21 protein-coding genes and 1 pseudogene are annotated in these 22,973 nt (G+C 50.2%); 10 read left to right on the top strand and 12 right to left on the bottom strand.

What is annotated here, in order from left to right:
• Nucleotides 1-98: 98 nt before the first annotated feature.
• A complete protein-coding gene (locus tag E2L00_RS17450; RefSeq protein WP_167613904.1) occupies nucleotides 99-1,172 on the bottom strand; it encodes an acyltransferase family protein in 1,074 nt (357 codons plus the stop codon).
• 207 nt (nucleotides 1,173-1,379) lie between these two features.
• On the opposite strand from E2L00_RS17450, the gene lolC reads away from it, so the two are divergent.
• From lolC to cobB, 5 genes are all read left to right on the top strand, one after another.
• Nucleotides 1,380-2,579 (top strand): lipoprotein-releasing ABC transporter permease subunit LolC, encoded by a 1,200-nt coding sequence (lolC, locus tag E2L00_RS17445; RefSeq protein ID WP_167613902.1) that lies wholly within the window; start codon nucleotides 1,380-1,382, stop codon nucleotides 2,577-2,579.
• Nucleotides 2,572-3,276, top strand: a complete 705-nt coding sequence (gene lolD, locus E2L00_RS17440) for a lipoprotein-releasing ABC transporter ATP-binding protein LolD (protein ID WP_167613900.1) — start codon at nucleotides 2,572-2,574, stop codon at nucleotides 3,274-3,276. Before lolC ends, lolD begins: the two co-directional genes overlap by 8 nt.
• Nucleotides 3,276-4,520: a lipoprotein-releasing ABC transporter permease subunit LolE gene (gene lolE, locus E2L00_RS17435; RefSeq protein ID WP_167613898.1), complete on the top strand. Its 1,245-nt coding sequence runs from the start codon at nucleotides 3,276-3,278 to the stop codon at nucleotides 4,518-4,520. The genes lolD and lolE overlap by 1 nt, the downstream gene beginning before the upstream one ends.
• 156 nt (nucleotides 4,521-4,676) lie before the next feature.
• Nucleotides 4,677-5,588, top strand: a complete 912-nt coding sequence (gene nagK, locus E2L00_RS17430) for an N-acetylglucosamine kinase (protein WP_167613896.1) — start codon at nucleotides 4,677-4,679, stop codon at nucleotides 5,586-5,588.
• Between the two features lie 3 nt (nucleotides 5,589-5,591).
• Nucleotides 5,592-6,419, top strand: a complete 828-nt coding sequence (gene cobB / locus E2L00_RS17425; RefSeq protein WP_167613894.1) for a Sir2 family NAD+-dependent deacetylase — start codon at nucleotides 5,592-5,594, stop codon at nucleotides 6,417-6,419.
• A 78-nt stretch (nucleotides 6,420-6,497) separates the two neighbouring features.
• Here cobB and potD read toward each other — a convergent pair whose 3' ends face one another.
• The 4 genes from potD to potA are packed head-to-tail and all read right to left on the bottom strand — an operon-like array spanning nucleotide 6,498 to nucleotide 10,306.
• Nucleotides 6,498-7,544 (bottom strand): spermidine/putrescine ABC transporter substrate-binding protein PotD, encoded by a 1,047-nt coding sequence (gene potD / locus E2L00_RS17420; RefSeq protein ID WP_167613892.1) that lies wholly within the window; start codon nucleotides 7,542-7,544, stop codon nucleotides 6,498-6,500.
• Nucleotides 7,541-8,332: a spermidine/putrescine ABC transporter permease PotC gene (gene potC, locus E2L00_RS17415; protein ID WP_167613890.1), complete on the bottom strand. Its 792-nt coding sequence runs from the start codon at nucleotides 8,330-8,332 to the stop codon at nucleotides 7,541-7,543. Before potC ends, potD begins: the two co-directional genes overlap by 4 nt.
• Nucleotides 8,329-9,186, bottom strand: a complete 858-nt coding sequence (gene potB / locus E2L00_RS17410) for a spermidine/putrescine ABC transporter permease PotB (RefSeq protein WP_167613888.1) — start codon at nucleotides 9,184-9,186, stop codon at nucleotides 8,329-8,331. Before potB ends, potC begins: the two co-directional genes overlap by 4 nt.
• Nucleotides 9,170-10,306 carry a spermidine/putrescine ABC transporter ATP-binding protein PotA gene (potA, locus tag E2L00_RS17405; protein WP_167613886.1) on the bottom strand — a complete coding sequence of 379 codons (1,137 nt, stop codon included), beginning with the start codon at nucleotides 10,304-10,306 and terminating at the stop codon, nucleotides 9,170-9,172. The genes potB and potA overlap by 17 nt, the downstream gene beginning before the upstream one ends.
• Before the next feature lie 266 nt (nucleotides 10,307-10,572).
• Between potA and pepT the strand changes: the two genes are divergently transcribed.
• Nucleotides 10,573-11,799 (top strand): peptidase T, encoded by a 1,227-nt coding sequence (gene pepT / locus E2L00_RS17400; protein WP_167613884.1) that lies wholly within the window; start codon nucleotides 10,573-10,575, stop codon nucleotides 11,797-11,799.
• 359 nt (nucleotides 11,800-12,158) lie between these two features.
• Here pepT and E2L00_RS17395 read toward each other — a convergent pair.
• From E2L00_RS17395 to E2L00_RS17380, 4 genes and pseudogenes are all read right to left on the bottom strand, one after another.
• Nucleotides 12,159-12,464: pseudogene (locus E2L00_RS17395) on the bottom strand (glycosyltransferase); the annotation flags it as partial.
• Nucleotides 12,431-12,619 (bottom strand): hypothetical protein, encoded by a 189-nt coding sequence (locus tag E2L00_RS17390; protein WP_167613658.1) that lies wholly within the window; start codon nucleotides 12,617-12,619, stop codon nucleotides 12,431-12,433. The pseudogene E2L00_RS17395 and the gene E2L00_RS17390, both read right to left, overlap by 34 nt.
• A complete protein-coding gene (locus E2L00_RS17385; RefSeq protein WP_167613882.1) occupies nucleotides 12,609-12,974 on the bottom strand; it encodes a nitrogen fixation protein NifS in 366 nt (121 codons plus the stop codon). The genes E2L00_RS17390 and E2L00_RS17385 overlap by 11 nt, the downstream gene beginning before the upstream one ends.
• Nucleotides 12,964-13,569, bottom strand: coding sequence for a hypothetical protein (locus tag E2L00_RS17380; protein WP_167613880.1), 606 nt, complete (start codon nucleotides 13,567-13,569; stop codon nucleotides 12,964-12,966). Before E2L00_RS17380 ends, E2L00_RS17385 begins: the two co-directional genes overlap by 11 nt.
• A 1,117-nt stretch (nucleotides 13,570-14,686) precedes the next feature.
• Here E2L00_RS17380 and E2L00_RS17375 point away from each other — a divergent pair.
• Nucleotides 14,687-16,099, top strand: a complete 1,413-nt coding sequence (locus E2L00_RS17375; RefSeq protein ID WP_167613878.1) for a hypothetical protein — start codon at nucleotides 14,687-14,689, stop codon at nucleotides 16,097-16,099.
• Nucleotides 16,100-16,505: 406 nt separating this feature from the next.
• On the opposite strand, the gene E2L00_RS17370 is transcribed toward E2L00_RS17375, so the two are convergent.
• From E2L00_RS17370 to E2L00_RS17360, 3 genes are all read right to left on the bottom strand, one after another.
• On the bottom strand, nucleotides 16,506-17,444 hold the full coding sequence (locus tag E2L00_RS17370; RefSeq protein WP_167613876.1) for an alpha/beta hydrolase: 939 nt from the start codon (nucleotides 17,442-17,444) through the stop codon (nucleotides 16,506-16,508).
• 37 nt (nucleotides 17,445-17,481) lie between these two features.
• The gene (locus E2L00_RS17365) at nucleotides 17,482-18,237 is read right to left on the bottom strand and encodes an SDR family NAD(P)-dependent oxidoreductase (protein ID WP_167613874.1); all 756 of its coding nucleotides are present in this window, start codon (nucleotides 18,235-18,237) and stop codon (nucleotides 17,482-17,484) included.
• A gap of 61 nt (nucleotides 18,238-18,298) precedes the next feature.
• Nucleotides 18,299-19,207 (bottom strand): alpha/beta hydrolase, encoded by a 909-nt coding sequence (locus E2L00_RS17360; RefSeq protein ID WP_201279477.1) that lies wholly within the window; start codon nucleotides 19,205-19,207, stop codon nucleotides 18,299-18,301.
• A 114-nt stretch (nucleotides 19,208-19,321) separates the two neighbouring features.
• On the opposite strand from E2L00_RS17360, the gene E2L00_RS17355 reads away from it, so the two are divergent.
• The 3 genes from E2L00_RS17355 (at nucleotide 19,322) to E2L00_RS17345 (ending at nucleotide 22,540) form a co-directional block, all read left to right on the top strand.
• Nucleotides 19,322-20,212, top strand: a complete 891-nt coding sequence (locus E2L00_RS17355; RefSeq protein ID WP_167613872.1) for a LysR family transcriptional regulator — start codon at nucleotides 19,322-19,324, stop codon at nucleotides 20,210-20,212.
• A gap of 274 nt (nucleotides 20,213-20,486) precedes the next feature.
• Complete coding sequence (locus E2L00_RS17350; protein WP_201279476.1) at nucleotides 20,487-20,993, top strand: MerR family transcriptional regulator; 507 nt, start codon at nucleotides 20,487-20,489, stop codon at nucleotides 20,991-20,993.
• 11 nt (nucleotides 20,994-21,004) lie between these two features.
• The gene (locus E2L00_RS17345; protein ID WP_201279475.1) at nucleotides 21,005-22,540 is read left to right on the top strand and encodes an MFS transporter; all 1,536 of its coding nucleotides are present in this window, start codon (nucleotides 21,005-21,007) and stop codon (nucleotides 22,538-22,540) included.
• Nucleotides 22,541-22,973: the final 433 nt, after the last annotated feature.

Genomic DNA, 22,973 nt, shown 5'->3' with positions numbered 1-22,973 from the left:
TCCGCGATCGCTTTACATAAGCAACCCAATCACTAAATTGCCTCGCTTAGCCGCCCGGCGCTCGTCGGGCGGCTAAGCGAAGCGTCATTCGTAATGCGCTAGCTGGCCGAGGCGGCAGGCCCCAGTTTCGCCGGCGGCGAGAAGAACATATCGCCAAACATCTTAGCCGACAGCTTCCTGAATCCCAGTCCTGTCAGGATACAGATAGCGAGGCTGGCGAACGGATAAAACAGCAAAATCGCCAGCATGACCTGGCCGGACAGTTGGCCCTGGTTAATTTGCGCTAGCGTAAACAGGCTCAGCGCCTCAATGACAATGCGGTGCGTGGTATAAATAGCGATGGTATTCGAGCCGACTATATTAAGAAACGCCTCCGGGCGGCTTTCGCGCCGGCTATCCAGCGTATAAAAAATCTTCATGATGACGAAGATTGAAACAACGGAGATAACCAGCGGCACGTTAACCAGATACAGCGCAAGCGAGCCGATACCCACCAGGCCACAAATCATTGGATGCTGGCGGAAGCTAAAACCTTTCATCCAGGCCAGCAGCTGCGGGCCAAACCAGGCGCCCAATCCGTAATAGAGCATATTGCGCACCACGCTGTTCATTCCCCACCATGGCAGCGGCATAAAGCTAATCACCACGTAGATGCCAGACAGGGCAATCAGCACCGGCACTTTGTAGGCGCGGAGCAGTTTGAACGCTATGAAATAGACCACCAGCGCGTACAGATACCACAGGCTGGTACTGGCTTTCGCCATGCTGATAACAAACTGCATCAGGGTTGCTGAGTACGCCGCGTTGGATGTCGGATTACGCGCTAAGTCAGGTGCGAGCCATTGATTGATAAGCGTAATCCCCAGCCACTGCAAAATTCCCCACAGCGCCAGCACGTAAAAAATATTCCAGATGCGCTTATCAATACACGCCTGCCATTTCACCTGTTCAATATAACGGTGAATCAGATAGCCGGAGATAAAAAAGAACACCGGCATACGGAAAGGGGCGAGATATAAATTCATATATATCCAGCACTTAGCAATATATTCCGTCAGGCCCGGCGGCAACGCCGTTAAGTGCGGGTAAAAAGTAATCACCGAGTGGTAAATGACGACAAGGCAGATGCACAGCCCTTTAATATGGTTGATCCAGAGTTGTTTGTTTTTCATGCCAGGGGTAATGTCCCTTATCAATAAATCATGGCCTGCAAGGGTGGGGGATGGGCGAGGGCTTTTTAACTCGATTAATCTGCTTCTGAAGCTATGAGTAATTTTTTCAGATATATCGTAACCTTATAATTAGTTATGCCCGTCCGACACGCTTCGTTTATACTTCTCGCCAACTTCGCTTAAGCCAACTGCAACAAGACGGACTTCATGTATCAACCTGTCGCGTTATTTATAGGCCTGCGCTACATGCGTGGGCGAGCATCGGACCGCTTCGGCCGCTTTGTCTCCTGGCTGTCCACCATTGGCATTACGCTTGGCGTAATGGCGCTGGTGACGGTGCTTTCCGTGATGAACGGTTTCGAGCGCGAGCTCACCAACAATATTCTTGGCCTGATGCCCCAGGCGATGGTTACCTCGACCAGCGGCTCAATCAATCCTGCAAAACTTCCCGCGTCCAGCCTTAAGCTACAAGGGGTTACGCGTATTGCGCCAGTCACGACCGGCGATGTGGTGCTGCAAAGCGCCCGCAGCGTGGCCGTGGGCGTGATGCTCGGCATTCAGCCAGAAGAAAAAGATCCGCTGTCGCCTTATCTGGTGAATGTGAAACAGACCGATCTGCAAGCGGGTAAATACAACGTTATTCTTGGCGAGCAGCTCGCCGGACAGCTTGGCATCAAGCGTGGCGACAGCATCCGCATTATGGTGCCGTCCGCCAGCCAGTTTACGCCGATGGGGCGCGTACCCAGCCAGCGCCTGTTTAACGTTATCGGGACCTTTGCGGCTAACAGCGAAGTGGACGGCTATCAGATGCTGGTTAACCAGCAGGATGCTTCACGTCTGATGCGCTATCCGCTGGGCAATATTACCGGCTGGCGTCTGTGGCTTGCCGAACCGCTCAAAGTGGACGTGCTAAGTAGCCAAACGCTGCCGCAGGGCACCGAATGGAAAGACTGGCGCGAGCGCAAAGGCGAGCTGTTCCAGGCCGTGCGCATGGAAAAAAACATGATGGGCCTGCTATTAAGCCTGATTGTCGCGGTCGCCGCGTTTAACATTATTACCTCGCTGGGCCTGCTGGTGATGGAGAAGCAGGGCGAAGTCGCCATTCTGCAAACCCAGGGCCTGACGCGCCGCCAGATAATGGCGGTATTTATGGTGCAGGGGGCCAGCGCCGGCGTGATTGGCGCCTTGCTTGGCGCGCTGCTTGGTGCGCTACTCGCCAGCCAGCTTAATAATCTGATGCCGATTATCGGCGCGCTGCTGGATGGCGCCACGCTGCCCATCGCCATCGAACCTGTACAAGTCGTTGTGATTGCGATTGTTGCAATGGCGGTTGCCCTGTTATCCACGCTTTATCCTTCGTGGCGCGCTGCCGCGACTCTTCCCGCTGAGGCTTTACGTTATGAGTAATTCTGTCCTGTTGCAGTGTGACAAACTGTGCAAACGCTATCAGGAAGGCAAGGTACAAACGGATGTGCTGCACGATGTCAGCTTCAGCATTAACGCGGGCGAGTTAATGGCGATTGTCGGCAGCTCCGGCTCCGGCAAAAGTACCCTGCTGCACCTGCTTGGCGGGCTGGATAGCCCAACGTCCGGCGATGTGATTTTCAACGGCCAGCCGATGAGCTCGCTCTCTTCGTCGGCTAAGGCGGAGCTGCGCAACCGCGAGCTGGGCTTTATATACCAGTTCCACCATCTGCTGCCGGATTTCACGGCGATGGAAAATGTCGCCATGCCGTTGCTGATCGGCAAAAAGAATACCGATGAAACAAAACAGCGCGCGCTGGATATGCTTAAAGCCGTGGGGCTGGATCACCGCAGCAATCACCGTCCTTCCGAGCTTTCCGGCGGTGAGCGTCAGCGCGTGGCGATTGCCCGTGCGCTGGTCAACAATCCGCGTCTGGTGCTGGCGGATGAGCCAACCGGCAACCTGGACGCCCGCAATGCGGACAGCATTTTCGAGCTGCTCGGCGAGCTGAACGTCCGCCAGGGCACCGCGTTCCTGGTGGTGACGCACGACCTGCATCTGGCCAGGCGCATGTCGCGTCAGCTTGAAATGCGTGACGGACGTCTGACGCACGAATTAACCCTGATGGGGGCAGATTGATGGCCTCGCCGCTTTCACTCTTAATCGGCCTGCGTTTTAGCCGCGGACGCCGCCGCAGCGGCATGGTTTCGCTGATTTCCGTTATCTCGACAATCGGTATCGCTTTAGGCGTGGCGGTGTTAATCGTCGGCCTGAGCGCGATGAACGGCTTCGAGCGCGAGTTGAATAACCGTATTCTGGCGGTTGTGCCGCACGGGGAAATCGAACCGGTTAATCAGCCTTTCCATGACTGGAACGGCGTACTGCAACGCGTTGAGAAAGTGAAAGGGATTGCCGCTGCCGCACCGTATATTAACTTCACCGGCCTGGTGGAAAGCGGAGCCAATCTTCGCGCCATCCAGGTCAAAGGGGTCGATCCGGCTCAGGAAACGCGCCTGAGCGCGCTGCCGCAATATGTGCAGAACAACGCCTGGCAGGATTTCAAAGCCGGACAGCAGCAAATCATCATCGGTAAAGGCGTTGCGGACGCGCTGAAGGTCAGACAGGGCGACTGGATCTCTATCATGATCCCGAACAACGACGGCGGCACGAAGCTCCTGCAACCGAAGCGTGTTCGCCTGCACGTTGCCGGTATTCTGGCGCTTAGCGGCCAGCTCGATCACAGCTTCGCGATGGTGCCGATGAGCGACGCGCAGGGCTATCTGGATATGGGTGACAGTGTCACGGGTATCGCCATTAAAGTGAATGACGTATTCAACGCCAATAAGCTGGTGCGCGACGCGGGCGAAGTCACTAACGCCTATGTTTACATCAAGAGCTGGATTGGTACTTACGGCTACATGTATCGTGACATTCAGATGATTCGCGCCATTATGTACCTGGCGATGGTGCTGGTCATCGGCGTGGCCTGTTTCAATATCGTCTCTACGCTTGTCATGGCCGTAAAAGATAAAAGTAGCGATATCGCCGTGCTGCGCACGCTGGGGGCAAAAGACGGCCTGATTCGCGCCATTTTCGTCTGGTACGGGCTGCTGGCGGGCCTGTTTGGCAGCGTGAGTGGGGTAATTGTCGGCGTGCTGGCCTCCTGGCAGTTGACCAACATCATCAACGCTATTCAAAAGCTGATTGGGCATCGCTTCTTGTCAGGCGACATCTACTTTATCGATTTTCTGCCGTCGGAACTGCACTGGCTGGATGTTTTCTACGTGCTGGTCACCGCGCTGCTGCTGAGCCTGCTCGCCAGCTGGTATCCGGCAAGACGCGCCAGTAATATCGATCCGGCGCGTGTACTGAGCGGGCAATAATTCGATAAAATTTTAATTAATAATTATTACCCTAAATAATTCGAGTTGTAGCCAGGCGGCAAGGGAACGAGTCCCCAGGCGCTTACTGAAGTTGGGTAAGCTCCTGCCGCCAGCGTCTCTGCAACTCGAAGCATGACGGGATAAAGGGGAGCAGCTATGTATTACGGATTTGACATTGGCGGCACGAAAATGGCGCTTGGCGTCTATGACAGGGAACGTCGGCTGCAATGGGAAACGCGCGTTCCCACCCCGCACGACAGCTACGAAAACTTTTTAGCGGCTATCGGCTCTCTGGTGAAGGAGACCGATAGCCGTTTTGGTATCAAAGGCTGCGTGGGCATCGGTATCCCCGGCATGCCGGTAACCGATAACGGCACGCTGTACGCCGCGAACGTCCCCGCAGCGAACGGCAAGCCGTTAAAGGCCGATCTCACCGCGCTGCTGGAGCGTGAAGTACGCCTTGATAACGATGCCAACTGTTTTGCGCTCTCCGAAGCCTGGGACGATGAATTCCGCAGCTATCCGGTGGTGATGGGATTAATCCTTGGCACCGGCGTGGGCGGCGGAATTATTGTGAACGGCAAATCCATCACGGGGCGCAACTATATCACCGGTGAATTCGGTCATACCCGCCTGCCGGTGGACGCGCTTAACGTGCTGGGGCGCGATATACCTCTGACGCGCTGCGGCTGCGGCCAGAACGGCTGTATCGAAAACTATCTTTCCGGGCGCGGATTTGCATGGTTGTACCAACACTTCTACTCTGAATCACTCGAATCAAAAGAGATCGTCACCCGCTATTACGCAGGAGATGATAAGGCGGTCGCACACGTCGATCGCTTCCTCGAACTGCTGGCCGTCTGTCTTGGCAACCTGCTTACCGCGGTGGACGCGCATCTGGTGGTCATTGGCGGAGGGCTGTCGAATTTTTCTGAGATTTATCAGCAGTTGCCGGCACGTTTGCCAAAATATTTATTGCCGGTTGCCAACGTGCCGCGTATTGAACCTGCGCGTCATGGCGATGCCGGAGGCATGCGCGGTGCTGCGTTCCTCCATCTCACGGAGTAAAATATGCTATCGCGTCGTCAACACCGGCTAAGCCGGTTTCGCAAAACTAAACGTCTGCTGCGCCAGCGTTTGCGCCAGCGTGTTTTTTTCAGAGATATACCCGGACCCGAAGCGATGGAAAAACCAAGAGTAGTGGTACTGACAGGCGCCGGGATCTCCGCTGAGTCGGGGATCCGTACCTTCCGTGCAACGGATGGCCTGTGGGAAGAACACCGCGTGGAGGATGTTGCCACGCCGGAAGGATTTGCCCGCGATCCCGACCTGGTGCAGGCGTTTTATAACGCCCGCCGCCAGCAGCTTCAGCAGGCTGAAATCCAGCCGAACGCCGCGCACCTGGCATTAGCGAAGCTTGAAGAAGAGCTGGGCGATCATTTTCTGCTGGTAACGCAAAATATCGATAATCTGCACGAGCGCGCGGGCAATAAAAATATCATCCATATGCACGGTGAGCTGCTGAAGGTGCGCTGTGCGCAAAGCGGTCAGATACTGGAATGGACGGGCGACGTAACGCGAGAAGATCGCTGCCACTGCTGCCAGCTTTCCGCACCGCTGCGTCCGCACGTTGTCTGGTTCGGTGAAATGCCGCAGGGCTTAGACGATATCTACCAGGCGCTGGCGACGGCAGATTACTTCATCGCCATCGGCACCTCAGGCCACGTTTACCCGGCAGCAGGATTTGTGCACGAGGCCCGCTTACAGGGAGCGCATACCGTTGAGCTGAACCTTGAACCCAGCCAGGTTGGCAGCGAGTTCGAAGAGAAGCATTACGGACTGGCAAGCGAAGTGGTGCCAGAGTACGTGGAAAGGTTATTGAAAGGGCTTTGCAAGTAGGACGGATGGCGCAGATTTAACTTCCCTACAGAAAGACTGAGGGCGGATAAACGCAGCGCCATCCACCGCTCATCAGCGTTAACGTCCCGCCTTCAGCTTCTGATAGTACGACTCATAAATCGCGCTGGCGTCGCCCACGTCGTTCTGCCATTCCCCGTTTTTCAGAACGGCATCATCGGGATACAGCGTTTTATCATCCGCCACTGCTTTCGGCAGCAATTTGCGGGCTGCAAGATTTGGCGTTGGATAGCCGATAGTTTCAGCAACCTGTTTTGCCACGTCCGGGCGCAGCAGGAAGTTAATCAGCTTCAACGCGCCGTCAACGTTTTTCGCATTCGCCGGGATGGACAGGTTATCCATCCAGAAAATGCCGCCTTCTTTCGGCCAGACGATGTCCAGCGGTGTGCCGGCCTGGCGCGCAACGTACGCGGAACCGTTCCACACCATTCCCAGATTCACTTCACCTTCCATATACGGGTTGGCCGGGTTATCGGAGTTAAACGCCGCAACGTTTGGCATCAATTTTTGCAGCTCGTGGTAAGCCGCCTCGATCTCTTTTGGATCGGTGGTGTTACCGGAATAACCCAGCTTGCGCAGCGCTACCTGGAACACTTCACGCGCGTCGTCGGTCAGCAGCAGGCTTTGCTTGTATTCTGGCTTCCACAGATCCGCCCAGCTTGTCACCGTCTTCGGATCGATTGCCTCGCTGTTCACGCCAATGGCGGTTGCGCCCCAGATATACGGAATGGAGTAGTCGTTATTTGGATCAAACGGCTTGTTCAGCATCTCGGGATCGAGATTTTTGAAATTGGTCAGCGTGCTCTTGTCGATCTTCTGGATCATGCCTTCCTTGCGCATTTTCGCCACAAAGTAGGTCGACGGCACGACCAGATCGTAGGCGCCGTCTTTGTAAGTTTTGAGCTTGGCATACATGGTTTCATTCGACTCGTAGGTCGAATAGATAACTTTGATGCCCGTCTCTTTGGTGAATTGTTCCAGCAGGCCCGGCGGCACGTACTCGGTCCAGTTATAGAAGTAGAGCGTCTTGCTGTCGTCGGCATGCGCGCTACTAACGCCCAGCGCCAGTGCACCCGCAGCAAGCAGGTGGCGTGACCATGGTTTCATTTAAACGTCCCCTGAGTTTTAGTTTTATCACGAAGGATGAGCTGGGAGGCCAGAACCAGGCCCAGCGACAGAATTAACAGAATAGTTGCCAGCGCGTTCACCTCGGGCGACACGCCGACTTTCACCATCGAATAAATCTTCAACGGCAAAATTTCGTAGCCTGGCCCGGTCACAAACGATGAAACAACCACGTCGTCCATCGACAGGGTAAAGCTCAGCAGCCAGCCTGCCGCGACGGCAGGCATCGCCAGCGGCAGAATAATTTTACGCAGAATGGTTATTTCACCGGCGCCCAGATCTTTTGCCGCTTCCAGCATCCGCACGTCAAAACCTTTCAGGCGTGAGTAGACGGTTACCACTACGAAAGGCAGGCAGAAGGTAATATGCGAGAACAGCAGCGACCAGAAGCCGAGCGAAACGCCCAGCAGCATAAACAGCACCAGCAGAGAGATCGCCATCACGATATCCGGCGACATCATCACCACAAACAGCATGCCGCTGACGAAGGGCTTGCCGCGAAAGCGGTAGCGATACAGCGCCACCGCAGTCAGCGAGCCAATCAGCGTGGCGAACGTTGCAGAAAAGACGGCCATGGTCAGAGAATGCTGGGCCGCCTGAAGCAGGCTGTCGTTATTCATCAGCAGGCTGTACCACTTCGTGGTGACGCCTTGCCAGTTAATGCCGAAGCGCGAAGCGTTAAACGAGTTAACGATCAGAATGATTATCGGGATGTAGAGATATGCATAGATGGCGGTCATAAAGCCGCCACGGAACAGGCGACCCGTCATTCTAATTCCACCTTATTGTTCAGCAACCTGGCGGCACGCCAGTAAATCAACAGCATAAAGCCCATCACCAGCGTCAGGGTGATGCTGGTTGCTGCGCCAAACGGCCAGTCGCGAATGTTCAGGAACTGGCTCTTAATCACGTTACCAATCAGCAGGTTTTTCGCGCCGCCCATTAAATCGGAAACGTAAAACAGGCCCATTGCCGGGAGCATCACCAGTAAACAGCCGGCAATAATGCCCGGCATGGTCAGCGGAATAATAATACGCACGAAGGTTTGCAGCTTGCTGGCCCCAAGATCGCGCGCCGCCTCCAGCAGCGGCTTGTCCAGTTTCTCGATGCTGGAATAGAGCGGCATGACCATAAACGGCAGCAGGATATAGACCAGCCCGAGAATGACCGCGCTTTCGCTATACATAATGCGGATGGGCGTATCGACAACCCCCAGCCACAGCAGAAAGGCATTGAGATAGCCTTTGGTGCTGAGAAATATTTTCAACCCGTAGATACGGATAAGCGAGTTGGTCCAGAACGGCACAATCAGCAGAAACAGCAGCAGCGGACGCACGCGCTCCGGCAGGCGGGCAAGGAACCAGGCAAAGGGATAACCTAATATCAGGCAGGCGAGGGTGGCTATCAGCGCCATATTCAGCGAATGTAGCAGCACCCGGGCGTAGAGCGGATCGGCCAGGCGGGTGTAGTTATCCAGCGTGAAGACCATGCTGACAAAATTCGCATCGTCACGCGTTAAGAAACTGGTGCCGATAATCATCAGGTTCGGCAGGAATACAAACAGCACCAGCCAGCCTACAACGGTGGCGATCGCCACATTCTGGAATTTACGCGAGCTCTTCATCAGCCAGTACAACCTCCCAGCTTTCAACCCAGGTGACGGCCATTTTCTGATCGAGCGAGTGATCGAAGTCCGGATCGTCCTCGTTAAAGAACTCGCTCACCATCACCATTTTGCCGTTTTCCAGTTCAACGCTCGATTCCAGCGTCATCCCTTTATAGTTGCGTTCGCGCACGTAGCCAATCAGGCCGTCGACGTCGCTTGTGTCGTTAATTTCTTCAACGCGCAGATCTTCCGGGCGCAGCAGGACGTTAAGCTTTTGCCCGGCCACCACCGGCAGGTCGGCAAAAATATGGCACTCGCGGCCTTCTACGCTTGCCCGCACGCGCTGCGCGTCAATACGTTCGATAACGGTGGCATCGAAGATATTGATCTCGCCAATGAAGCTGGCAACGAACAAATTCTTTGGCTCTTCGTAGATTTCACGCGGGGTGCCGTCTTGTTCAATGCGGCCGTCGCGCATCACCACAATCCTGTCGGACATCGTCAGCGCTTCTTCCTGATCGTGGGTAACAAACACAAAGGTAATGCCGAGCTTGCGCTGCAACGCTTTTAGTTCATTCTGCATCTGCTTGCGCAGCTTGTAATCCAGCGCGGAGAGAGATTCATCAAGCAACAGAAGACGCGGTTTATTCACCACGGCGCGCGCAATCGCCACGCGCTGCTGCTGGCCGCCGGAAAGCTGGTGAGGTTTGCGTTGAGCAAACGCTTCAAGCTGCACCATTTTCAGCGCTTCCGTCACGCGCGGCGTAATCTCCGCGACAGGCGTTTTCTGCATCCTCAGACCAAAGGCGACGTTTTCAAAAACGGTCATATGGGGAAACAGGGCATAGCTCTGGAAGACGGTATTGACGTGGCGATGTTCCGCCGGGACGTGGGTGATGTCCTGGTTTTCAAGCGAAATAATGCCGGTATCGACATTTTCCAGCCCGGCTATCAGGCGCAGAACTGTGGTTTTGCCGCAGCCAGAAGGGCCGAGCAGCGTCAGGAATTCACCATTATTGATGCTGAGAGAGAAATCAGAAATAACGTTTTTACCATCAAAGCTCTTACCTACCCCCGCAAGGCGCACCAGCGGTGAGAGCAAACGAAGCTGTGTATTCAATTTTTTACGCTGTCCCATAAATAACGCATCAAATGACTCATCGATGCGGGGTTTGTGAGTAACCACCTTGAGGTTCGGCACATTCAATAAGGGCTGGCATTCTACGGCAAAGACTGAAAATCGCCAATTGTTGATGCACCGATGTGCCTGTATTTCAACTATGTTTATCACCAGGGTATCAGATTAGGACTATTTTCAGCAGCAGCGGACTAAAAGTGACCTGAAACAATATCTACCGCCAGCGGCTTATTGATAATAGCGTCACAAAAAATGAGGGTAGCCTGATGGAAAAATTACTTGAGCGCTTTTTGCAGTATGTCTGCGTGGATACTCAGTCTAAGCCCGGCGTCAAACAGGTGCCGAGCACCGAAGGGCAGTGGAAACTTTTAAAGTTGCTCAAAGAGCAAATGGAAGAGCTGGGCCTGGTGAACATCACCCTGAGCGATTACGGTACGCTGATGGGGACATTATCGTCCACTATTAATAGAACCGTACCGGCCATTGGCTTTATCTCTCATGTTGATACCGCGCCGGATTTCACCGGCAAAAACGTTAATCCGCAAATTGTGGAAAATTATCGCGGCGGGGATATTGCGCTTGGTGTCGGCGACGAAGTGCTATCGCCGGTGATGTTCCCGGTGCTGCATCAACTGCTGGGACAGACGCTTATCACCACCGACGGCAAAACCCTCTTAGGCGCCGATGATAAAGCAGGCGTTGCGGAAATTATGACCGCGCTGGCGGTGCTGAAGGAAAAAAACATTCCCCACGGCGATATACGCGTGGCCTTCACGCCGGATGAAGAGGTGGGTAAGGGCGCGGATTTCTTTGACGTTGAAGCCTTTGACGCCCGCTGGGCCTATACCGTTGATGGCGGCGGCGTTGGCGAGCTGGAATGCGAAAACTTCAATGCCGCCTCAGTGACCATCAAAATCGTCGGCAACAATGTGCATCCGGGCACGGCGAAAGGCGTGATGGTTAACGCCCTGTCGCTGGCAGCACGCATTCATGCGGAAGTCCCTACGGACGAAAGCCCGGAGAGCACCGAGGGTTACGAAGGGTTTTATCATCTGCACGGCATTAAAGGCTCGGTAGATAAAGCGGAAATGCACTACATCATTCGTGATTTTGACCGCGAGCAGTTTGAAGCGCGTAAAGGCAAAATGATGGAAATCGCGAAGAAGGTGGGCAAAGGCCTGCACCCGGATTGTTATATCGAACTTATTATTGAAGACAGCTACTACAACATGCGCGAGAAGGTGGCGGAGCATCCTTATATTGTTGACGTAGCGCGACAGGCCATGCTGGACTGCAACATCGAGCCCATCATGAAACCCATCCGCGGCGGCACCGACGGCGCGCAACTGTCTTTTAAAGGCTTACCGTGCCCGAACCTGTTCACCGGCGGCTATAACTATCACGGCAAGCATGAATTTGTGACGCTGGAAGGCATGGAGAAAGCGGTGGCGGTGATTGTAAGGATTGCTGAACTGACGGCGCAGCGGGGATAGTGGCCAGGGTGCTGGCTGTGGTCGGCACTTTTTTATCTGAATAACAAGAAAGGGTTTGGGAGCCTGACGGTCCCCCATAAATAAAGACAGGCATAGAAGGTTGTGATCTACTTCGTGTTCCACCAAAAAGTGAGGCCGCCAGGGTGTGAAGCTGACATTTTTAATAAAGGGTGTAAAAATTAAGCGCAAGCATTGAAGTCAATCTATGACAGAATCAGCATATTTTATGGGAGGAAGAAGTTTACTTAAGCATAATCCTAATGAGATTTTTAGACGAAATGATTACATAACGATACAGACAATAATTGCAGTCATTCATAAAAACGCTAACGTTGAAAAAACAATGACATACCAGTATCTTCACCAAACACAATTTGCGGCATCCCGCAATGAAGGGCTGTCATGGTATTACCTGCTCCGCCATGATGAATAAACCCATCGGCTCCATTGAGAAATATCCCCATAGGGATTCAGTCTACCAGGCGTACATTTGATGGCAGTTCACGCAATTCAGTACGCGCATTGTTTGCCAGTTGCAAAATAAATTCCGCATCCACTTCATAAGCAGAACTCATAACCCATGATATCAGATCTAGTCCATCTACCATTGGTTTGACTGTGCCAAGACTAATTAAAATACGTTTTCTTCCAGGAACTCTGTCCCACTACGTTTCCCTGATACCTCCCCACCTCCCATTATGCCAGCCCATACACCAGAAGCACCGGTTTCCCATTGCCCAGAACCAGCACCATCTGAAATTGTTATTAATTCCGCCTCATCAGTTATTTCTTTTAATAATGCCGTGTGTTCATTTTTCATTGCATATTTCCTTTATTTTATTTACTACAGGATTAATGTTATTTAAAGCGTAATCCATTGTACTAAGATGGTTTATTCTATTTTTATCGAAGCCATTGCTAAAAAACTGAAAACGCAGACTTGGCGCACAAACAAGTAACGTTGCATTCTGTGAAATCAGTTTTTCAATATCGGCTTCAGTGTCGTCATCCAGGATGACCCAATCAAGGTCAGCTAAATCAAAATATTTTTTGAGGGCGGAAATATAACCGTCTACCTTGTAATGACCGAAAAGACCACCTCCAACCCCATGAAGCGGAGACCGGCCTGGAGTTGGGGACGGTCTGGATATAAAGTATAATTTTTTAACGCTCATTACCTTCTCCATGATTCATTGACTCGATGTTTTTTAGATAAAATGAAGTCATCTGTGTTCTAAATTCATTATTTTCAACACTACGCAACAATGTTTCTGATTGCTTTATAAAGCCCACTTCATATAAGTAAAAAGACAAATCTTCATCAATATGAAAACCTTCAGAATGCAGCATTTCATTATAATGTGGTTGCTCAGCTTTCTTATGCTCGAGTATCTCTCTAATACGTTTTTTAGCCAAAATCTTATGATTTAAGATATCATAGATTAATTTATAGTACATGGCATTGCTATTATATGGGGTTATTCCCCTCGTCACGGAAATAACCAAATTGAAATCACGATGATTATCCATTATAATTAGTAAAGACTGTGCGAGTAAATCCAATATCGCAAAGAAGAATGTGTCGTTTTTGATATTTTTAACGTTCGGTATCGAGCCCGAGCGAATTCCAACTGCACTAGAATGCATTCCGAATACTTTTTTCGGTCCCAATTCAGAAAAAGCGTCACGATAATAAAAATATTGCCACTTAAGATTATTAGGCTCTTTGTTAATATTTCTTTTATCCTTTGTTTTTAAAACTTCATCCAAATAATCATCATGATAAACTTTAATGTCAATTTCAAAATTTTTTTATTGTTATTTTTTTTCATTATGTCGCAATTCTTCATGCACGTAGCCATAATAGTAAAATTCACCATTATTTAAAAAGATCCTTTGTGCATTGCTTAAGATATTATTATCATGATTTATAATTTCTGGACAATATGTAGTTGATACTGCGGAATCAGATGTATCTATTTTCGTAAACTCCAACGGTGTGTTATCTCTACTTGTAAAAAGATATTCGTCAGCATCTATAAAAGTTTGGTAGCAAATTCCATCTCGCTTTCCTCCCTGTCAAAAAGAGAATGATTGTTATTTACTTTTACTTGCAAACCTACACGTAGTAGGCCTACAAAATAAAATGTTAATTTTATATATGTAATCGACTATAATCCATAGCCTTATCTGACATCCGTAAGGAATGCATCCATGTAAGAAATATTTACTCAACAAATATGAAATATAATCTTAACAATTATTAATGGAGAGGAGAAATGAGTTATAACAAAGCTTCCAAAAAGAGAAAAACCATAAATATCTCTAATAATATTCAAACGCAATATAAGAAGTTCACAGGGATCAGCAGAGAGGCTACAGATATCTCCTCGCTTTTCCTTCTCCCCAAGCCCCCTTGCTGACAAAAAGTGCAGGGTTAAAAGATAATTACTTCTCACGAACTGAAAATACTATCGCTGAGTGTCAAGGTGATACCGAATATAACCAGCTTATTACATCAGTTGATTCAAACCAAGATAAACGAGAGTGCAGAGATAATATTTATATTTGTGGTTGCGGTTGTGAGAATTGCTGCGGCTGCGGTCATGATGTATAATCGACATGCAGTATTTGCACGAGTTATTTTTTTCATGCTACGAAGGAAGTATCCCTCTGGAAGAGATTGAAAGGCTCATTCTCGAAGCAAAAAAATTGCTTCCGCCAGCAAAGTTGGAGTAATGATGGACCTGCACGTCTCCGGTGTGCCAGGATTGGCCATCACTAACCTCACGCGATATTTATCTATAAAGTGCATTTCATGTCAGACTAAAAATTTACTCTTGATGCCGATACCTTAATTTCTTAATCAATATATGAAGGAACATATATGTACAGCGTACGCCCTTTAATCCGCCCACTTTTCTTTCTATCTCTCTTGCCGTTTTCTTTCGTTCAGGCTGCAGATAAAGCTGCAGTGATAGGTGGTGGCACTAACCCCTTGTCTGTAACCAGAATCTACGATCGTGTGAATTACATGATGTCGTTAAACGTCAATAACGGAAAAACAGCTCAGCAATGGCGTTCCGTTGATTGTAAGCAGGGCGAGGCACAGCTTCTGTACAAGGACTTACTGAACGAGGAGGGGTTCACCAAAGCCCGCTTTTACGGCAATAGCTACCTCCGTTATGCGCCAGCACAGGATGATAAGCATATGTCGGCAGATGATATCCGTACGGTTTGCCAGCTACCGATAAAGGAGGCGCGATGGGAAAGATTATCAACCACCTCTACAACCGGCATTACCGATCTTGTCGATGTTAATAGCATTCAGCGTAATGGCGATATTTTATCGGTACGCATGGGATATGACTTTGCAGATATCATCTGGGAACCCCCTTACGACGCGCCGCTGGTATTAAAAATCGAACACTACTTATATAACTGTAAAACCCATCAGGCCGACGCTGTCGCTGCAATGAACTTCGACAGCGAGGGGCGTGTTACGGACTCACTTATTACTGCTGATATTGCTCGCCGCAGGAGTAGCTTCAATATTAGCTCTGAAAAGGCGCAACGCTTCGCGCAGCTATGCCGCTTACCAGCAGGCAAAATGTTCACTGCCGAAGGGCACTTTGTACCTGCCGATAACAAAAAAGCATCAATGCTGATGGGGCCCACAATGCCCGATCTGAGTAACAACAATCCGCAATGGCTGAATAAATACTCCCTTTCCGCTGGAATTGAGCAGCAGGCACAATCATTAATCAAACCATGGGCACTTCCGCGCTTTAAACAAATTCGTTATACCGAAGCCAGCGCGTTCGGGAAGGTCAAAGTACAGTTGGATGTACAACCGGATGGTTATATTCGCAAGTTGGAAGAATATGGTATCTGGACCGTGCAACGTTTAACACTAGCTAATCAGCTACAGCTGAAGTTTGCCATGTCCATCAGTAGTGGTGCTTCACTGCTCAACAAGCTACAGACAGATATGCATTTCCCGTTAGCGAAAGGTCAGCGATATCAGGCACAATGGGACAGTATTGATGCCAACAAGAAAGTGACTGCTGCAACTTTACGCTGCGGCGTAACGGAGGAAGGGAACGCAAATAGCATTGCACCTGAGTTAAGTGGGAAGTATCTATTAGTTGAGTGTCATGAAACGAATGAAGGGCAGAGGGAAAGCAGTAGCAAGCTCGCCTGGTTGCAAGAATTCAACGTTTTTGTCCCGGTCGCTATGCAAGTGGCTGATAAACCTGAAACTTCGGTGAAACTGCAAAATGTTAGCGTGATACGCTAATAAGCATGCAGGCTCACCGCTTCCGCTGGTGAGCCTTTTATGATCCTGACTCAAATATGATCCAGTTATAGTCAGGAATAACTGGCGGTGAGAACAATTTCGAAATTCCGCTCCTCGCTCAAAGCAGACGGCATGCCACTTGGGTTAGTCGACTTAGTACCAGAAACGCGCATCGGTAGAACAGTAAATATGCTATTTAATGTGGTATCAGTGAATTTTGTTAAAAACAAACAGCGTTGATTATTTTCTGAAGCAATGAGCCACAGCTTAGATAATTCTCCTCAAAGACAACAAATAATATAATTCATCCCGCACGCATATAAGAGGATGCAAAAGTTTAAAACCAGGCCATGAGTTACATAACCTGGCGTGCAGGAAGGCAGGATATATAAAACGGTTAAACCATCTACGTTCCTAAATACTTATTAAAGAAGGGGATAAGCTGCTCCAGTGCTTCAGACGTCGCTTCCGGACGATCGTATAGATCATAGTGGGAAGCACCTTTCACTACCTGAAGCGTTTTCTCAGCGGAGCGGGCACGCTGGTAGAGTTCATATCCGTCGCGATATGAACCAAAACCACCAGGAACGTCGCCGATAACAATATGCAGCGGTTGTATCAGCAATTTCTCCGTAAAGGCAAAAGCGTCCCAGTTTAATGTGGGAGCGGTGCTGGTAAAGCGCAGCTTGTTGGGTGAACCTGGCTGTTGCCCTCGGGGAGTGGTGTAATAATTTACCGCCTCAATGATATCGATATCCTTGATGCCCGATTTGGCCAGTTCCTCAGCGTTGGCCGGGATGTAGCCCACTATGAGCGGAGCGGCTCCGCGGGCCTCAGCAGTACGCTGTTTTCCAAGCGCTTCAATCGTTCTGAGTGCGGCATCAGGCCCCGAATCCCCCTCACGCATGACGCGCCCGTAGTTGGCAGCAACCACGGTTGCAACCGCCCTGAAGCGGTGGTCTGTCGTTGCGGCGCTGACGGCATATCCGCCTCCGCCGCAGACCCCTAACACCCCAATGCGATCTTCATCCACATAGGATAAGGTCACAAGGTAGTCGATTGCGCAGCGGAAATCTTCCACGCGGATTGAGGGATCTTCGCTAAAGCGTGGCTCGCCGCCACTTTCACCTTGCGTGGAGGCATCGAATGCCAGTGTAATGAAACCTGCTTCGGTCAGTTTCTGACCGTAGACTGCGCCTGATGTCTGTTCTTTACAGCTGCTGATAGGATGAGCACAGACAATGGCCGGGTATTTTTGGTTTGCATCAAATCCGTCAGGAAAGCGGATTGTGGCTGCAATCTGCCAGGTATTATTCCTGAAGGTAACGGATTGCTCATGAGACATAGTGTGACTCCTCAAGCTTATTGGGATGCCCTGCGCATCAGTGCGGGACTCTGATATAAGGATAGACAGGTGGCTTAAGCATTAAGCGGCGGTCAGCATTGACGATGCCCACCGTACTGTCGCTGTCATACAGTTGCCATGTGTAAGCTGCCAGGGTTTCCGCGGTAATAAATGAATCCTCTGCGAACAGACCATCGCCATTGATCCCACCGTTGTCGGAAGAGCGGACGACAAATTCACTCTGCGTAGGTCCCGGAGCTATCACTTTGGCCCGCATATTTTTGCCCTGATCCTGCAGATTCTGTGCAAGCCCCTCAGTAAACGCAGCGACAAAGAACTTGGTGGCGCAATAAGTGACGGCAATATCAAACATCGTATAACCGCCGACAGAAGCTACGTTAATTAGCGTAGCCTCGCGATCGGCATAGTCCTTGGAATACAGCAGGGAGAGCGTGGTCAGGGCCTTAATATTCAAATCCAGCATCCGGGTTGCTTTGGCTAAATCCATATCCCAGGGCATGGAGAAATCGCCAAAACCGGCATTGTTGATCAGGACAGAGAGATCGAAATCATCAAGCTGGCGATACAGGTTTTCCGCCTGGCCTTCCTGCGCCAGATCGCAGGGTTTTGCGATAACCTGCACCGCATATTTGCTTTCAATATCCTTTTTGAGTCTGTGCAACTCGTCCTGACGGCGGGCGGTGATAATGAGGTTACGGCCACGGGATGCGAATTGATAGCTAAGAGCTTTACCGATCCCTGAGCTGGCTCCGGTGATAAGAGTATATTTCATGCTGCTGTTCTCTGGTCAGTTGCTGCCCGGACAGGGGAAACCCCGCAGGCAATGGACGGAATTACAGGTTTTCAGAAAAGAAAGGAGCAAACTTGTCTGTCGCTTCCGCCACATAGTCAGGCTTGTCATACATGGCGATATGGGTGGCGCCATTAACAATATGAATTGTCTTTTTCTGACTGGCGGCGCGCTGATAAATCGCTTCCGTCATCCAGCGAGTTCCCGCCTCGCTACCCGCAATGACCAGCAATGGCTGCGTCAGAAAAACGTCAGCATGACTGAATGCATCGTAGGTAATAAGCTGCGCCAGGCTGCGGGTAGTGAATTTACTGGGGGCATTACGGTGGATCGCCCGGGGCGTACGGTAATACTCGTAAGCCTCGGCAAAATCCCTGTTTGGCGCCTCTTCCCGGGAGTTTGGTGTCGTTGGCAGATAGCCAGTGGCAGCACCTCTGGCCTCGGCAGTGCGTTGATCCGCAGCCATCTCAAGCGGTTCAAGGGACGATGAAGGTTGCAGCTCGCCTTCCCAGCCAAGACGATACATATCACCATAGTTAACGGCGCTTACGGTACCGAGCGCTTTAATCCGGCGATCCATCATGGTCGCGTGAATGGCGTAGCCGCCTCCCGCACAGATGCCCAGAACACCAATTCGCTGCTCATCAATGCAGTTCTGTGCGACCAGATAGTCAATAGCCGCACTGATGTCCTCTACCCGGTTGTAAGGGTTTTCGAGCTGGCGGGGGGCACCGCTGCTTTCCCCCTGATACGAAGCATCATAGGCCAGGGTAATAAAACCATGACCTGCCAGTTTTTGAGCGTACAGGCCTGAAGTTTGTTCTTTAACGCCGCCGCTTGGGTGGACGACTACAATGGCGGGGTAGCGTTCTGCTTCATTGAAATTCTCTGGGAGGAACAGATTCCCCGCCATATCGATTTCTGCATTGGTAAAGCGAATGGATTTCATCATTTTCTTCTCCCGGAATCGAGACCAGTGTTTCGGTGAAGTCATGATAGGAGGGGACAACTCTTTTGGTTAGTATAGATAATCCGATGACAGTTATTAGCGTAGCTTATTAATATAATGAAAGAGAACCTCAACGATCTCAGCACATTCCTGACGGTGATTCAGGAAGGGAGTTTTACACGGGCAGCCGTAAAATCAGGAACGTCCCAGTCTGCAGTGAGCCAGACCATCAGTAACCTCGAAGCACGCCTGCAGCTAAAATTGCTGAATCGCACCACCCGAAGCCTGACGCTAACGGAAGCGGGGGAGCGTCTGGCGCAGCTTATTGGCCCGGCACTCGAAGAAATCTCGGATGGTCTGGAGCAGCTGTCTGACCTGCGGGATAAACCTGCGGGCAGGGTTCGTATTTCTGCCGACGAATATGCCATTCAGCAGGTTCTGTGGCCGAAGTTAGCGCCGGTGCTGAGGAATTTTCCCGATATTCATCTTGAACTCATCACCGATTATGGCCTGGTTGATATTGCCAGAGAGCGCTTTGATGCCGGCGTGCGACGAGGCGGACTGATCGCGCAGGATATGGTTGCCATTCCGATTAGCGCGGAACACCGTATGGTAGTTGTGGTATCACCTCGTTATCTCCCCACGCAGGATTTTCCTGAAACCCCAACAGAATTACTTGCCCTGCCGTGTATCAATCTGCAGTTACCCACACATGGCCAGAATTTGTCGTGGACGTTTTTAATTGACGGACAGGAGCAAAAGTTGCGGGTAAAAGGGCAGATTATCGTTAACGGTATTAATCAGGTTCACCAGGCCTGTCTTGATGGCTATGGGTTTGCTTATTTACCGCAGGCACTGGTGCAGAATGATATCGCTTCCGGCCGTCTGCTCACCGTGCTGGATGACTTCACTATCACCTTCCCGGAATATTATCTGTATTACACCAGTCGGCTGAAGTCTTCGGCTGCCTTTAACGTGATCATTGAAGCGGTTAGACATAAAAACTGACCGCAGTATCCAAATTCAGCGGTCAGTTTTGTGCGTGTTCGGGTAATGAGAAAATTGTACCTGACGATTTTTGGGCTCGATGTTCGCTTCTCGCTGTGAGTTCAATGGGTCAATGCAACGCTATCTTTAAAGCGCGGGAGTTTTCAGGGCGCTCCCATTCCGGGGATTAAGCTTTACATCTATCGCTCCAGTGAATGTGTCTTTTTCGGGATACGGACAAAGGACTATCGCTTGCAGAGGTGTACGTGTACGTATATATTCCATGCGTACATGTTTGGAGGGCTTTACCATTAACGATAATTCAACAATAACCATCAACGATGCTGCAACACGGCTTGGTGTCACTCACAGGACACTAAAGTATTACGAAGAGCTCGGTATGGTAATTCCGGAGCGTAGTAAAGGCCGGTACAGACTTTACAGTGAAGGCGATCTTGAACGACTTCAGCGTATTATCCGTTTACGTTCATTGGGTTTTTCTCTTGGCACTATCCAGGAGATCCTCGCTCGTCCCATTGAACAGAATGAATCCGGAGCTCCCGGATACAGTCAGGAAACGTTATGTCAGATAGCTAAAGCCATCGAAATGAAGCTGGTTGTTGTCTCTGAACGTATTGAATCAGGGCGTCGGGAAATTCGGGAGGCTGAAAAAGTGAAAAAGGAGCTGCTTGGCGATCTTGATTATCTGAACCGGCGCATCGCTGGTGAACCTTCCGAATCCCTTGCAAAAGAACGTCTCTCTGCTCGTTTTAAGCACAAAATAACTAAAGTTTTAAAATGATAACAACTGGTGTGTCTACTTCCTGTCATAACGAACCTGCGCTATCCCAACTGATACTTTATTCGTTAGCTATCGCTCTATGTGTAGGACTGGAATTCTTTGATAGCGCGTTCTTTTCGTTTTTTGCCTCTTACATCGCCGGGGGAGTCAATGCGTCTGCAGATGAACTGGTATGGTCAACGAGTTTATATGCTGTAACGTCGGTATTAGGAATACTCCAGCAATCATGGCTGGTACAGCGAACTGGCTACAAAGGATACCTGATCCTGTGCCTGCTGGGATTCAGTGTTGCCTCACTTGCAATCTGTTTTGCTGAGTCTTCCAGTGAACTGGCGATATTGCGCGCTATTCAGGGTTATTGCATGGGGCCTATGCTGAGTATCTGTCGTATCATGCTACAGACGACGCTGGAGGGTAAAACCAGAGGACTGGCGTTGCGTCTGTTTCTGTTTTGTATCTTACTTTCCAGCGCTTCTGCACCCCTCGTAGGTGGCTATCTTATTGGCGCGTTGGGATGGAAGGCTCCTTTCACCGTTATGTCTATAGCCGGCGTGCTTATAGCTTTGCTGGTATTTTACTCTGTTCCGCAAAGAGGAAAAGTACCACCAGAACAATACGGTGAAGCTCATTTCTGGCCCTATATTATCTTTACAGGGGCGGTAGTCTCGCTACAGACAGCGATGCAACAGGTACAGTTTGAACACTTCAGCTCAACACCCCTTATCCCTCTGCTTACCGGGCTTGGCATCGTAGCGATTGGCTGGTTCGCCTTTCATCAGTGGCAGCATCCGCGGCCATTACTTAACCTGCATACATTCAGCACCGATCTCTTCCGAACGGGTCTGGTGATGTATATGTTTTATTATTACATCAACAACTCAATGGGATATCTCATTTCCAGAATGCTTGAAAGTGGGCTGAACTATCCTGTACAGAATGCTGGCTTATTGGTTGGAGGAACATCTTTACTCGCGCTGTCATTACTTTTCGTCTATTTTCGCTTTGCGGCAAGGGTGACGAATAAGAAATACATGATAATTCCAGGCTGCCTCACTGCTGCCGTAATTTGCCTGTGGATGATTAAAATGCCGCCGGATGTCAGTGAAGGGTGGCTGCTTATACCTCTATTTCTGCGAGGGGGATTACTTCTGACAATTGCTCTTCCCGTAGGCGGGAGCGCATTCAAACTTTTCAACGAAGAAGATTATAATCATAGTTACAGATTCAAAAATATCGTTAAGCAGCTTACCTACTCTTTTTCAACCGCCTCAGTCATTATGATTGAACAGGATCGGGAAGCGTTACATTACAGTCGCCTGGCGGACCACATAACACCTGATAATCCTGCCTTTCAGGAAGCCATGAATAAACTTTCGGAACATCTGGTTTTATTTTCGAATGAAGAGCTCAAAGAGGCATCTCTGGGGCTCATTCAGAAGATGGTGCTTAGTCAATCAAAGATGATGAGCATTCAGGATGGATTCTTATATCTTGCCATTATTGCAGTCGTTGCAGCATTGTTCTCCCTGTGGCAGAAAAAAATCTGACCCTCAATTGGGGAAACTGGAAAAAATACGGGTTTTGATTTTTGAACCTTAATTGAATAAGCTGCCCAGGAAGGCAGCTTCATATTCAGCGGATGTACGTATATTAATTAGCCTGAATCAATCATAAAGCAAATTTAATCTGGATAATTGTCTATGAAACACCATTGGCAGGACAGTAGAGAAACTTGTGAATAAGGGATGGGTACAAAAACTCCCGGCCCCAATGATAAGCGTGCCTGTATGGTTCGGCGACTGGATGCCGTTGAAGACGCCTACAGCAAAGCTTATGAGATTGTCGCCACCCATGCCGCAGACATATTGCGTCGACTGTCAGCAGATGAAAGCGCACTGCTGACATCACATCTTACTAAATTGCGAGAAGAGCATAAGCAGTAGAACCGGGTTTTACAAAATGGTTTCCTGGTTAAACGGT

This window comes from Cedecea colo, assembly GCF_011808225.1.
Classification (GTDB): domain Bacteria; phylum Pseudomonadota; class Gammaproteobacteria; order Enterobacterales; family Enterobacteriaceae; genus Dryocola; species Dryocola colo.
Note: the sequence above shows the minus strand (reverse complement) of the source record. Positions and strands in the feature narration are given on the sequence as shown.